Raw genomic sequence first — 13902 nt, 5'->3', positions numbered from 1 at the left:
ATAGAACCCCTCGGTGGGTAATAGACGGTTTCCGGTGGGTAATAGACGGGGTTGGGTGGGTAAACGACGGAACCGGGTGGGTAATAGACGGACTATCCACAGGCTGGATCGCCGGATCGATCCCCTCCCGTCTATTACACACCCGCCTTGCGCAAACCCTGACCAGTAGTCGCCTCGCGCTCCGTCTATTACACACCGCCGCGCTTAGTATTCGCCTGGGTCCAGTGGGGGGAGAACCCCGGAGCTGCTGACGACTTCCCCGCGTTGCGGACGCTCGACCGTCTCGCCGGGTTTCAGCGGATAGCGCCGCAGCACTCGCCCGTATTCTTCGCTCGCCCGCTTTGCTTCCACGCGCACGCGGCCAGACTCCGAGTTGACGCAGTTCAGGTAATTTTCTGTGGCACTGTTGCAAATAGTCGGTGGTGATAAACTTATCATCCCCTTTTGCTGATGGAGCTGCACATGAACCCATTCAAAGGCCGGCATTTTCAGCGTGACATCATTCTGTGGGCCGTACGCTGGTACTGCAAATACGGCATCAGTTACCGTGAGCTGCAGGAGATGCTGGCTGAACGCGGAGTGAATGTCGATCACTCCACGATTTACCGCTGGGTTCAGCGTTATGCGCCTGAAATGGAAAAACGGCTGCGCTGGTACTGGCGTAACCCTTCCGATCTTTGCCCGTGGCACATGGATGAAACCTACGTGAAGGTCAATGGCCGCTGGGCGTATCTGTACCGGGCCGTCGACAGCCGGGGCCGCACTGTCGATTTTTATCTCTCCTCCCGTCGTAACAGCAAAGCTGCATACCGGTTTCTGGGTAAAATCCTCAACAACGTGAAGAAGTGGCAGATCCCGCGATTCATCAACACGGATAAAGCGCCCGCCTATGGTCGCGCGCTTGCTCTGCTCAAACGCGAAGGCCGGTGCCCGTCTGACGTTGAACACCGACAGATTAAGTACCGGAACAACGTGATTGAATGCGATCATGGCAAACTGAAACGGATAATCGGCGCCACGCTGGGATTTAAATCCATGAAGACGGCTTACGCCACCATCAAAGGTATTGAGGTGATGCGTGCACTACGCAAAGGCCAGGCCTCAGCATTTTATTATGGTGATCCCCTGGGCGAAATGCGCCTGGTAAGCAGAGTTTTTGAAATGTAAGGCCTTTGAATAAGACAAAAGGCTGCCTCATCGCTAACTTTGCAACAGTGCCCATTACGTTCCGGTGATATCTGGGTAAAAGGATCGCGCCGCTACAAAAATTTTGATGATTATCTCATCCCGACTGCTGAGTTTGAGAAATCCCGACATAATGACCAGTTACAGTTGGCCGTTCAGACCGATAGCCAGGCATACCTTCAGGCCCGTATGACTCTTCTTGCATCTCGGCTGGAAGAAGTTAACGCGATGGCGCTTGCCGGTGATTTGCCCGATGTAGATATCTCAGATAAAGGCGTAAAAATCACTCCACTGGAGAACAGCGTTCCTTCAGGTGTTTCGCCCTTTGCAGATTTGGTCTATGGCATGCTTCCCCATCCGAAAATTACGGAGATACTGGAAGAAGTTGATAGCTGGACGGGATTTACGCGTCACTTCGCGCACCTCAAAAATAATAACGTCAGACCAAAAGACGGAAGACTGTTGCTGACCACCATTCTGGCTGACGGCATCAACCTTGGGCTGACAAAAATGGCGGAATCCTGCCCTGGGGCCACAAGATCGTCACTCGAAGGTATTCAGGCATGGTACATCAGGGATGAAACTTATTCAGCGGCACTGGCCGAGCTGGTCAACGCACAGAAAGAGCGGCCTCTGGCCGCATTCTGGGGCGACGGGACAACATCGTCGTCAGACGGGCAGAACTTTCGGGTAGGCAGTCACGGACGTTATGCCGGTCAGGTCAATCTTAAATATGGTCAGGAGCCGGGCGTGCAGATTTATACGCATATCTCAGACCAATACAGCCCGTTCTACGCCAAAGTGATCAGCCGGGTGCGCGACTCAACCCACGTGCTTGATGGCCTGCTGTACCATGAAAGCGATCTGGAAATTACCGAGCATTACACCGATACCGCAGGCTTCACTGAACATGTTTTCGCCCTGATGCACCTGCTGGGATTCGCTTTTGCGCCAAGGATCCGTGATCTTCATGACAAGCGGCTGTTTATTCATGGAAAGGCCGAGCGCTATCCGGGGCTTCAGTCTGTCATATCAACAACCTGCCTAAATATCAAAGACATTGAGTCGCACTGGGATGAGGTATTGCGCCTGGCAACCTCGATTAAGCAGGGGACAGTCACCGCATCACTGATGATGAAAAAGTTAGCCAGTTACCCAAAACAGAATGGACTTGCCAAAGCGCTGAGAGAGATTGGCCGCATCGAACGGACACTATTTATGCTGGACTGGTTCCGTGATCCCGGTCTGCGCCGACGCGTGCAGGCGGGGCTGAATAAGGGTGAGGCCCGTAATGCCCTTGCGCGAGCGGTCTTTTTGCACCGTCTGGGTGAAATAAGGGATCGTGGGCTGGAGAATCAGAGTTATCGCGCCAGCGGGCTGACATTACTGACAGCAGCGATCACGTTGTGGAACACGGTATATATAGAAAGAGCTATTGAGTCACTAAAACGAAAGGGTATCCCGATAAATGAGCAACTGGTCTCTCATCTTTCTCCCCTGGGCTGGGAACATATCAATCTGAGTGGAGATTACGTCTGGCGTAATAATCTTAAGCTGGGATCCGGAAAATACCGCTCATTACGTACAGTCGATACCGCTTTGTACAAAAAACAGTCTTAGCGTGGGATAATTAATGAGATGGTCACTCCCTCCTTCCCGGTACTATGCTGAGGACAGGCTTTCATTCGGAGAACTATCATGGAAAACATTGCGCTCATTGGTATCGATCTGGGTAAAAACTCTTTCCATATTCATTGCCAGGATCGTCGCGGGAAGGCTGTTTACCGTAAAAAATTTACCCGGCCAAAGTTGATCGAATTTTTGGCGACATGCCCCGCTACAACCATCGCAATGGAAGCCTGTGGCGGTTCTCACTTTATGGCACGCAAGTTGGAAGAGTTGGGGCATTCCCCAAAGCTGATATCACCACAATTTGTCCGCCCGTTCGTTAAAAGCAATAAAAACGACTTTGTCGACGCCGAAGCTATTTGTGAAGCTGCATCGCGTCCGTCTATGCGTTTTGTGCAGCCCAGAACGGAATCTCAGCAGGCAATGCGGGCTCTGCATCGTGTCCGTGAATCCCTGGTTCAGGATAAGGTAAAAACAACCAATCAAATGCATGCTTTTCTGCTGGAATTTGGCATTAGCGTTCCCCGAGGAGCTGCCGTTATTAGCCGACTGAGTACCATTCTTGAGGATAATAGTTTGCCTCTTTACCTCAGCCAGTTATTGCTGAAATTACAACAGCATTATCACTATCTTGTTGAGCAGATTAAAGATTTGGAATCCCAGTTGAAACGAAAGTTGGACGAAGATGAGGTTGGACAGCGCTTGCTGAGCATTCCCTGCGTCGGAACACTGACAGCGAGTACTATTTCAACTGAGATTGGCGACGGGAAGCAGTACGCCAGCAGCCGTGACTTTGCGGCGGCAACAGGGCTTGTACCTCGGCAGTACAGCACGGGAGGTAGGACGACATTGCTGGGAATTAGTAAGCGAGGTAATAAAAAGATCCGAACTTTGTTGGTTCAATGTGCCAGGGTATTCATACAAAAACTGGAACACCAGTCTGGCAAATTGGCCGATTGGGTCAGGGATTTACTGTGCCGGAAAAGCAACTTTGTCGTCACTTGTGCTCTGGCAAACAAGCTGGCCAGAATAGCCTGGGCCCTAACGGCACGACAGCAAACTTATGTAGCATAACGGCAGAAATACACCGGTTTAAAGAATTACTGATCTGGTTTTGCGAATACTGATATTGATGATACTAACGGCCCACCGGCCTGTTGAGGAACCTGTAAAACGGAAAGGCTCATTGAAGCCGTATATTTTCTGGAGGTTCATCAGGCGCGGAACTCATCAAGGCGCGGGAATAAAATCCCATTCAGACGCCGGATAGGTTCAAGCAAGCCAACTTGTCGTCAAAATCGGTGTTGCAAAAACGGGAGTGACCATAGATTCGTTTTCCAAGCGGACCCCAATTAACACTTGCCAACCTATCTACTGGTTGGTATATTTGATTTTAACAACACGACACACAAACAAAAACACACAACAGAACATCAGGAGCGTCATCATGAAAAACATCATCAAAACCACCCTTGCCATCATCGCCCTGTCCGCCAGCGCACTGAGCTATGCCGCCAGCCCGCAAATGGTTTCCCGCAGCGAAGCAGCATCGCTGCAAAAAATTGGGGTGGTCTCTTCCGGTGGCTTCACCACCCTGGATGACCTGGTGGCCTCACTGGATATGAAAGCCGCTGATGCCGGGGCCACACACTACCGCATCACCAGTGCCACCGGTATGAATAAACTTTCCGGTACCGCTGTCCTGTATCGTTGAATACCCGTTACCCTCGCAACTGCGCCCGGAACCCTTCTGGTTTCCGGGCGCAGTTGTGTCTGAATAACAGGCACCCGCAGGTGCCAGGAGAACATTATGTCCACCCATGACAGTCTGATTGAACTGACTGATACCCTTATCCAGCAGAACGGCTACCAGGGCTTCAGCTATGCTGATCTCGCTGACGGTCTGGGAATACGGAAGGCCAGTATCCATTACCATTTTCAGACCAAAACCGACCTCGGGCTTGCCTATTGTGAATACAAGGAGGCCAGCCTGCTGAAACTGGAAGCTGCCCTGTTACAGCTGCCACCGGGTAAAGCCCGTCTGCAGGGTTATATGGACGCATTTCTCAAATGCGCCGACAGCGGCCAGATGTGTGGCATTCACGCCATGCTGTCCGACAGCGCCCTGTTTGAAGAACCTCTTCAGAAAGCCACCTCACGACTGGCACAAACCGACCTGCGCATCCTGACCAGTGTGCTGGTTTCGGGTCGTGAAAGCGGTGAACTGGCTTTTACTGCTGAGCCGGCTGACGTGGCCATTATCATCGGCAGCGCCATTAAAGGGGCCCTGATGCTCAATCGGATCCCTCCTCATGATGCCTGTTCCCGCACCATGAGCGCGCTTATTCAGCTACTCTCCCGCCCGTAAAGCCACGCCTGTGGCTGCCCCGGTTTAACCGGGGCAGCCAGCACTCAAAAAAATCACCGCTGACAACGCCTGTATTCCGGGGGCCTCAGAAGACATTAAGACTTTCCTTGCGTTTAATTTCCAGTTACCCCTTGCCAATCTATCTACTGGTAGGTAGAATAAATATTAACAACACGACAACACAATAAAACAGACATGCAGGGGGCATCATCATGAAAGCACTTATCAACGACGTTATCGCTGTCTTCACCCGTAAAGCCCATGGACCGGTCATCATCAAATCCGATCTTACTGAGGAAGAAAAAGCAGCTCTGGTACCGGTCCGTACACTCTCTGTTGGCTGGGTGTCTTCCGTGGATGAGCTGGAGCGGGAGGTTATCCGCGAAGCCCTTGAACATGGCGCTGCCGCTTATCTGATTTCTGAGCTTGAGCAGGCCCGTTTCGTTCATGCCCGCGCCACGCTGTTTGCATAAACACAAAACGAAAATAAAAGGACACACACCATGAAAAATAACGTCGAGACACAACTGCGCCGGTTACTTCGTAAAACGTCAGGCCTGGACATTATGGTTCTGCGGCTGTCAGTGATTTTCATCTTCGCCCTGTTTGGCACCTACAAATGGTTTGCCTTCGAGGCCAATGCCCTTCACCACCTGCTGCCAGGCACCTGGCTCGGTGCGCTGTATCCGGCTCTCGGCGTTCAGGGGCTCAGCTACGCACTCGGCGTGGTGGAAAATATCACCCTTCTGGCCCTGATTGCCGGATTTTTCCGGCCGGCAGTGGGTGCAGCAGGCGCCCTGATGGTGGCAGGCACCGGCATCGTCACCCTGAGCCTTCTGCCGCAGCTGGGTCGCATTGACAGCTTCATTATCAAGGATGTTCTTCTGATTGGGGCTGGACTGGTGCTGTTGCGTCATGACCTGCGACGGACACTGATTAACCGGAGGGCGAAGCAACTCAGCGCCGTGCACAAACCCCGCTCGTCTGACGCATTGTCAGCCATGGGGTGACCCTGAATTACGCAGCAGCCTGATATTTCTGGCCAGCAAATATGACACCACTCCCGGGTTCATGGTGAGAGGCATGGAAGCCGCCTTTCGGGCGGGGATCACTCCCCGCTACTTTTTAGAGCGCTACCTGGAAAATAAGTCGCTCCCCGCCAACCCGGACTTTGAAAAACACTATCTGGATCTTATTCATGAGCAGGACCCGTCCCGGTGAGTGAGATTTGTCAGGAGAGCGATATGAACAAACCGTATAAAAAAGACCCACAGACCATTCAGGCACTGACGGAACTGCAGTTCAGCGTCACCCAGAAAAGCGCCACTGAGCGCCCGTTTACCGGAGAATATGACGACCACTTTGAGGACGGACTGTACGTGGATATCGTCTCCGGTGAGCCACTGTTCTCGTCGAAGGACAAATTTGATTCGGGCTGTGGCTGGCCGGCATTCAGCAAACCAGTGGAAAACAACGTCCGCAACCTGAGCGACCTCAGTCACGGCATGGTGCGTACTGAAGTGCGTTCCCATCACGGTGACAGCCATCTGGGACACGTCTTCCCTGACGGGCCACAGGATACCGGTGGATTACGTTACTGCATTAACTCGGCTTCACTGCGTTTTATCCCGAAAGGCGCTCTGGAAACAGAAGGATACGGTGAATTTCTTCCCCTGTTTGAGAAAGGAGATAAGCATGAAAACTGATGTGGCAATCCTTGCCGGTGGTTGTTTCTGGGGTGTCCAGGAGCTGATCCGCAAACTCAATGGCGTGGTCAGCACCGAAGTGGGCTATACCGGCGGACGTAATGATAACCCGACATACCAGCACCACCCAGGACATGCGGAGGCGGTGAAGGTGGTGTATTCCCCGGATAAACTGAGCTACCGAAAACTACTGGAATATTTCTTTAGTATTCACAACCCTACAACAATACTTCGTCAGGGTAATGACGTCGGCTCAAGCTACCGCTCAGCCATCTTTTTCACCACAGAGGAGCAAAAGCAGCAGGCAAACCAGCTTATCCGTGAAATAGATGATTCAGGAGTCTGGCCCGGAGTCGTGGTGACAGAAGTAGAGCAGGCCGGTGAGTTCTGGTCTGCAGAGCCAGAGCATCAGGATTACCTGCAGCATAATCCCAACGGCTATACCTGCCATTTTGAACGACCTGACTGGACGCTTCCGGGATAAGTCACCGTCGCAGACTCGCAGCATTCAGCCCCGCCCATGTGCGGGGCTTTTTTGTTCATATGCAGAAACGAGAATGGGATCACAAACAAATTTCTTTAGTCCATTTCTTGCATACAAAACAATCAACATCCTGATTTTAAGGGGCATATTAGAAAAAAGATGAGGATGATTAGGGTCAAAGGGACAAAGGGACAATGTTTAGAATTATGCTGACCGTTATCGCAGGATCGTTATTTTACGGACTCTCGGCCAGTCTGTGTTTTGCCGGGCTTTTTCGCATACACGCCCCCAGTGCCTGCACAGCCTTCTGTCTGACTTATAACCCAACAGCCGGCTATGTCATGCTGGTTACCGGTATGACACTGTTTATCGTATTTTTGCTCAGCCTTTTCCGGACAACAAAAGCCCCTATTTAACATAAAGGCTTCATTGTACGCACCGCTAGGGGTCGTCTCAGAAAACGAATCTATGGTCACTCCCGTTTTTGCAACACCGATTTTGACGACAAGTTGGCTTGCTTGAATCTATCCGGCGTCTGAATGGGATTTTATTCCCGCGCCTCGATGAGTTCCGCGCCTGATGAACCTCCAGAAAATATACGGCTTCAATGAGCCTTTCCGTTTTACAGGTTCCTCAACAGGCCGGTGGGCCGTTAGTATCATCAATATCAGTATTCGCAAAACCAGATGAATGATTGTTTAAACTGGTGTATTTCTGCCTTTATGCTTCGTAAGTTTGCTGTCGCGCCGTCAGTGCCCAGGCTATTCTGGCCAGCTTGTTTGCCAGAGCACAGGTGACGACAAAGTTGCTTTTCCGACACAACAACTCCCTGACCCAGTCGGCCAACTTGCCAGACTGGTGTTCCAGTTTTTGTATGAATACCCTGGCACACTGAACCAACAAAGTTCGGATCTTTTTGTTGCCCCGCTTGCTAATCCCTAACAATGTCGTCCGACCTCCCGTGCTGTACTGTCGGGGTACCAGCCCTGTTGCCGCCGCAAAGTCACGGCTGCTGGCGTACTGCTTCCCGTCGCCAATCTCAGTTGAAATAGTACTGGCAGTCAGCGTTCCAACGCAGGGAATACTCAGCAAGCGCTGTCCAACCTCATCTTCGTCCAACTTTCGTTTCAACTGAGATTCCAGATCTTTAATCTGCTCAACAAGATAGTGATAATGCTGTTGTAATTTCAGCAGTAACTGGCTGAGATAAAGAGGCAAACTACTGTCCTCAAGAAGGGTACTCAGTCGACTAATAACGGCAGCACCTCGCGGAACGCTGATACCAAATTCCAGCAGAAAAGCATGCATCTGATTAGTTGTTTTCACCTTATCCTGAACCAGGGATTCACGGACACGATGCAGAGCTCGCATTGCCTGCTGAGATTCGGTTCTGGGCTGCACGAAACGCATAGATGGACGTGATGCTGCTTCACAGATAGCTTCAGCATCAACGAAGTCATTTTTGTTGCTTTTAACGAATGGGCGGACAAATTGCGGTGATATCAGCTTTGGAAAATGCCCTAACTCTGCCAGCTTGCGTGCCATAAAGTGAGAACCGCCACAGGCTTCCATCGCGATGGTTGTTGCCGGGCATGTCGCCAGAAATTCGATTAGCTTTGGTCGGGTGAATTTTTTACGGTAAACGGCCTTCCCACGATGATCCTGACAATGAATATGGAAAGAGTTCTTACCCAGATCGATACCAATAAGCGCAACGTTTTCCATGATGGTTCTCCGAATGAAAGCCTGTCCTCAGCATAGTACTGGGAAGGAGGGAGTGACCATCTCATTAAATAAAGCACGTTAAGCCGGTGGCAGTGGTCGCAACGGTCTGAACTTGCCTGCGCCGACCTTGGTGCTGCTGCGCCAGAGGTAATCGCCGGTCAGATTGATGTGTTCCCACCCCAGCGGTGACAGGTATTGAAACAGCGTCTCGTCTACCGGTTTGCCGTGCCCGTTCAAAGCATTGGTTGCCCGTTCCAGATAGGCCGTGTTCCAAAGCACGATGGCCGCCGTTACCAGATTGAGGCCGCTGGCCCGGTAGCGTTGTTGCTCAAAACTGCGGTCGCGGATTTCGCCCAGTCGGTTGAAGAACACCGCCCTGGCCAGCGCGTTGCGCGCCTCGCCTTTGTTGAGTCCGGCCTGCACGCGGCGGCGCAGCTCCACGCTTTGCAGCCAATCCAGTATGAACAGCGTGCGCTCAATGCGCCCCAGCTCGCGCAGTGCAACGGCCAGTCCGTTCTGACGCGGATAGCTGCCGAGCTTGCGCAACATCAGCGAGGCCGTCACCGTACCCTGTTTGATCGAAGTGGCGAACCGCAAGATTTCATCCCAATGGGCGCGTATCTGCTTGATGTTCAGCCGGTCGCTGCTAATCATCGGCTTGAGCGCGTCATAGGCGGCATCGCCCTTTGGGATGAATAGCTTGGTGTCGCCCAGGTCTCGGATACGTGGCGCGAATCGGAAGCCCAGTAGGTGCATCAGGCCGAAGACATGATCAGTAAAGCCCGCTGTGTCGGTGTAGTGCTCCTCGATCCGCAAGTCCGACTCGTGGTACAGCAGGCCATCGAGCACATAGGTTGAATCACGCACGCCGACGTTGACTACCTTGGTGCTGAAGGGCGCGTACTGGTCGGAGATATGGGTATAAAACGTCCGGCCTGGACTGCTTCCATACTTCGGGTTGATATGCCCGGTGCTCTCCGCTTTGCTGCCGGTTCTGAAATTTTGGCCATCCGACGATGACGTGGTGCCATCGCCCCAGTTTCCGGCAAAGGATTGCCGGAACTGCGCGTTGACCAGTTCGGCCAGCGCCGTTGAGTACGTTTCATCCCGGATGTGCCAGGCTTGCAGCCACGACAGCTTGGCGTAAGTCGTGCCTGGGCAGGATTCGGCCATCTTGGTTAGCCCGAGATTGATGCCATCAGCCAGGATCGTCGTCAGCAGCAAGGTTTTGTCCTTGGCCGTGTCGCCGGTCTTCAGATGCGTGAAATGCCGGGTGAAGCCTGTCCACTCATCAACTTCCATCAGCAGTTCGGTAATCTTGACGTGTGGCAGCAGCATCGCCGACTGGTCGATTAGGGCTTGTGCGGTCTCCGGCACCGCCGCGTCCAGCGGCGTGATCTTCAGGCCGGACTCGGTAATGATGGCATCCGGCAGATCATTGGCCGCCGCCATGCGGTTGACGGTGGCAAGCTGCTGTTCCAGCAATGCCAGTCGGTCGTGCAAATACTGATCGCAATCGGTGGCCACTGCCAGCGACAATTCGTTGGCCAGCTTCAGAGTAGCGAACTTCTCGGCCGGCACCAGGTACTCATCAAAGTCCTTGAACTGGCGCGAACCCTGCACCCAGACATCGCCTGATCGCAGCGCGTTCTTTAGCTCTGACAGGGCGCACAGCTCGTAGTAGCGCCGGTCAATGCCATCGTCCGTGAGCACCAGTTTCGCCCAGCGTGGCTTGATGAATGCGGTCGGCGCGTCGGCGGGCACCTTGCGGGCGTTGTCGCTGTTCATGCCGCGAAGCACCTCGATGGCATCGAGTACGCCCTTGGCGGCTGGTGCCGCCCGTAACTTAAGGGGTCCGCTTGGAAAACGGAATCTATGGTCACTCCCGTTTTTGCAACACCGATTTTGACGACAAGTTGGCTTGCTTGAATCTATCCGGCGTCTGAATGGGATTTTATTCCCGCGCCTTGATGAGTTCCGCGCCTGATGAACCTCCAGAAAATATACGGCTTCAATGAGCCTTTCCGTTTTACAGGTTCCTCAACAGGCCGGTGGGCCGTTAGTATCATCAATATCAGTATTCGCAAAACCAGATCAGTAATTCTTTAAACCGGTGTATTTCTGCCGTTATGCTACATAAGTTTGCTGTCGTGCCGTTAGGGCCCAGGCTATTCTGGCCAGCTTGTTTGCCAGAGCACAAGTGACGACAAAGTTGCTTTTCCGGCACAGTAAATCCCTGACCCAATCGGCCAATTTGCCAGACTGGTGTTCCAGTTTTTGTATGAATACCCTGGCACATTGAACCAACAAAGTTCGGATCTTTTTATTACCTCGCTTACTAATTCCCAGCAATGTCGTCCTACCTCCCGTGCTGTACTGCCGAGGTACAAGCCCTGTTGCCGCCGCAAAGTCACGGCTGCTGGCGTACTGCTTCCCGTCGCCAATCTCAGTTGAAATAGTACTCGCTGTCAGTGTTCCGACGCAGGGAATGCTCAGCAAGCGCTGTCCAACCTCATCTTCGTCCAACTTTCGTTTCAACTGGGATTCCAAATCTTTAATCTGCTCAACAAGATAGTGATAATGCTGTTGTAATTTCAGCAATAACTGGCTGAGGTAAAGAGGCAAACTATTATCCTCAAGAATGGTACTCAGTCGGCTAATAACGGCAGCTCCTCGGGGAACGCTAATGCCAAATTCCAGCAGAAAAGCATGCATTTGATTGGTTGTTTTTACCTTATCCTGAACCAGGGATTCACGGACACGATGCAGAGCCCGCATTGCCTGCTGAGATTCCGTTCTGGGCTGCACAAAACGCATAGACGGACGCGATGCAGCTTCACAAATAGCTTCGGCGTCGACAAAGTCGTTTTTATTGCTTTTAACGAACGGGCGGACAAATTGTGGTGATATCAGCTTTGGGGAATGCCCCAACCCTTCCAACTTGCGTGCCATAAAGTGAGAACCGCCACAGGCTTCCATTGCGATGGTTGTAGCGGGGCATGTCGCCAAAAATTCGATCAACTTTGGCGGCACTGTTGCAAAGTTAGCGATGAGGCAGCCTTTTGTCTTATTCAAAGGCCTTACATTTCAAAAACTCTGCTTACCAGGCGCATTTCGCCCAGGGGATCACCATAATAAAATGCTGAGGCCTGGCCTTTGCGTAGTGCACGCATCACCTCAATACCTTTGATGGTGGCGTAAGCCGTCTTCATGGATTTAAATCCCAGCGTGGCGTCGATTATCCGTTTCAGTTTGCCATGATCGCATTCAATCACGTTGTTCCGGTACTTAATCTGTCGGTGTTCAACGTCAGACGGGCACCGGCCTTCGCGTTTGAGCAGAGCAAGCGCGCGACCATAGGCGGGCGCTTTATCCGTGTTGATGAATCGCGGGATCTGCCACTTCTTCACGTTGTTGAGGATTTTACCCAGAAACCGGTATGCAGCTTTGCTGTTACGACGGGAGGAGAGATAAAAATCGACAGTGCGGCCCCGGCTGTCGACGGCCCGGTACAGATACGCCCAGCGGCCATTGACCTTCACGTAGGTTTCATCCATGTGCCACGGGCAAAGATCGGAAGGGTTACGCCAGTACCAGCGCAGCCGTTTTTCCATTTCAGGCGCATAACGCTGAACCCAGCGGTAAATCGTGGAGTGATCGACATTCACTCCGCGTTCAGCCAGCATCTCCTGCAGCTCACGGTAACTGATGCCGTATTTGCAGTACCAGCGTACGGCCCACAGAATGATGTCACGCTGAAAATGCCGGCCTTTGAATGGGTTCATGTGCAGCTCCATCAGCAAAAGGGGATGATAAGTTTATCACCACCGACTATTTGCAACAGTGCCGCCGTACGTCCCCCACGGGGGTGCGCAGTGGGCGCCGCGCGCCTGCGCGCGGGAACGGCGGCCCGCCTTCGGGTCGCGGCGCCGTACTGCGCGTTAGCGGCCGCACGCGGCCGGTTACGGGGGACACTACGCCATACGACAAGCGACCCGCTGAGCTGCACAATCCACGGATAACACAAGCTACATACATGTCGATATGGGAATCCGCCCATCTTGCCGGGCGCCGCTGTTGTGTGGGAATCGGCCCACCTTGCCGGGCGCCGCTGCCGTGTGGAAATCCGCCCATCTTGCCGGGCGCCGCTGCCGTGTGGGAATCCGCCCATCTTGCCGGGCGCCGCTGCCGTGTGGGAATCGGCCCACCTTGCCGGGCGCCGCTGCCGTGTGGGAATCGGCCCACCTTGCCGGGCGCCGGTGCTGTGTGGAAATCCGCCCATCTTGCCGGGCGCCGCTGCCGTGTGGGAATCGGCCCACCTTGCCGGGCGCCGGTGCTGTGTGGAAATCCGCCCACCTTGCCGGGCGCTGCTGTCGTGTGGGAATCGGCCCACCTTGCCGCGCGCCGGTGCTGTGTGGGAATCGGCCCTCCTTGCCGGGCGCCGCTGCCGTGTGGGAATAGGCCCACCTTGCCGGGCGCCGCTGCCGTGTGGAAATCCGCCCACCTTGCCGGGCGCTGCTGTCGTGTGGGAATCGGCCCACCTTGCCGGGTGCGTAATTGCATCGGACTTGACTACCCATTTGCATTTTACTTGGTGACCGTTTGCAGATTACTTGACCATCACCAACTAAATCTGTCCCATTAGATTTAGTTGGCGTAAGGCCTTACATCTTAACGGCTGCTGTGTGCCAGAAGCGGACGTTATAGGAAGCAATCTTTTGCCGGATTCGGTAAAACCCCAATTTTTCCGAACCGCACTCGTCCCCGCGCCGTTGTGGCGCTGATAACTACATGTAGTGGTTTTC

The 13902-nt window shown here is 53.2% G+C and carries 11 protein-coding genes and 3 pseudogenes; 10 read left to right on the top strand and 4 right to left on the bottom strand.

What is annotated here, in order from left to right; translation table 11 throughout:
• The first annotated feature begins 462 nt into the window (after positions 1–462).
• From AC1VYI_RS00585 to msrA, 10 genes and pseudogenes are all read left to right on the top strand, one after another.
• Positions 463–1167, top strand: a complete 705-nt coding sequence (locus tag AC1VYI_RS00585; protein ID WP_001067855.1) for an IS6-like element IS26 family transposase — start codon at positions 463–465, stop codon at positions 1165–1167.
• A 54-nt stretch (positions 1168–1221) separates the two neighbouring features.
• Positions 1222–2805, top strand: a pseudogene (locus AC1VYI_RS00580) (Tn3 family transposase); the annotation flags it as partial.
• A 78-nt stretch (positions 2806–2883) separates the two neighbouring features.
• Complete coding sequence (locus tag AC1VYI_RS00575; protein WP_000427623.1) at positions 2884–3888, top strand: IS110-like element IS4321 family transposase; 1005 nt, start codon at positions 2884–2886, stop codon at positions 3886–3888.
• Between the two features lie 373 nt (positions 3889–4261).
• A complete protein-coding gene (locus AC1VYI_RS00570; protein ID WP_001567383.1) occupies positions 4262–4528 on the top strand; it encodes a YdgH/BhsA/McbA-like domain containing protein in 267 nt (88 codons plus the stop codon).
• A 96-nt stretch (positions 4529–4624) separates the two neighbouring features.
• A complete protein-coding gene (locus tag AC1VYI_RS00565) occupies positions 4625–5182 on the top strand; it encodes a TetR/AcrR family transcriptional regulator (protein ID WP_001567382.1) in 558 nt (185 codons plus the stop codon).
• Between the two features lie 212 nt (positions 5183–5394).
• A complete protein-coding gene (locus AC1VYI_RS00560; protein WP_001567381.1) occupies positions 5395–5655 on the top strand; it encodes a DUF1471 domain-containing protein in 261 nt (86 codons plus the stop codon).
• 30 nt (positions 5656–5685) lie between these two features.
• On the top strand, positions 5686–6192 hold the full coding sequence (locus tag AC1VYI_RS00555; RefSeq protein WP_001567380.1) for a DUF417 family protein: 507 nt from the start codon (positions 5686–5688) through the stop codon (positions 6190–6192).
• Between the two features lie 73 nt (positions 6193–6265).
• Positions 6266–6403 carry a hypothetical protein gene (locus tag AC1VYI_RS00550; RefSeq protein WP_021243014.1) on the top strand — a complete coding sequence of 46 codons (138 nt, stop codon included), beginning with the start codon at positions 6266–6268 and terminating at the stop codon, positions 6401–6403.
• Between the two features lie 23 nt (positions 6404–6426).
• Entirely contained in the window at positions 6427–6888 is a 462-nt protein-coding gene (gene msrB, locus AC1VYI_RS00545; protein ID WP_001567378.1) for a peptide-methionine (R)-S-oxide reductase MsrB, read from the top strand.
• Positions 6878–7372 carry a peptide-methionine (S)-S-oxide reductase MsrA gene (gene msrA, locus AC1VYI_RS00540; RefSeq protein WP_001567377.1) on the top strand — a complete coding sequence of 165 codons (495 nt, stop codon included), beginning with the start codon at positions 6878–6880 and terminating at the stop codon, positions 7370–7372. Before msrB ends, msrA begins: the two co-directional genes overlap by 11 nt.
• Before the next feature lie 720 nt (positions 7373–8092).
• Here the strand turns inward: msrA and AC1VYI_RS00535 are convergent.
• The 4 genes and pseudogenes from AC1VYI_RS00535 to AC1VYI_RS00520 all read right to left on the bottom strand — a co-directional run bounded on the left by AC1VYI_RS00535 (position 8093) and on the right by AC1VYI_RS00520 (position 12882).
• On the bottom strand, positions 8093–9097 hold the full coding sequence (locus AC1VYI_RS00535; RefSeq protein WP_094309343.1) for an IS110-like element IS5075 family transposase: 1005 nt from the start codon (positions 9095–9097) through the stop codon (positions 8093–8095).
• Between the two features lie 78 nt (positions 9098–9175).
• Positions 9176–10948, bottom strand: a pseudogene (locus AC1VYI_RS00530) (Tn3 family transposase); the annotation flags it as partial.
• A 276-nt stretch (positions 10949–11224) separates the two neighbouring features.
• A pseudogene (locus tag AC1VYI_RS00525) lies at positions 11225–12121 on the bottom strand (IS110-like element IS4321 family transposase); the annotation flags it as partial.
• A gap of 56 nt (positions 12122–12177) precedes the next feature.
• Complete coding sequence (locus AC1VYI_RS00520) at positions 12178–12882, bottom strand: IS6-like element IS26 family transposase (RefSeq protein WP_001067848.1); 705 nt, start codon at positions 12880–12882, stop codon at positions 12178–12180.
• Positions 12883–13902 lie beyond the last annotated feature (1020 nt).

The organism is Enterobacter sp. QK-SA4, assembly GCF_056856775.1.
The sequence above is the reverse complement of the archived record's forward strand: the minus strand, read 5'-3'. Positions and strand labels throughout refer to the sequence as shown.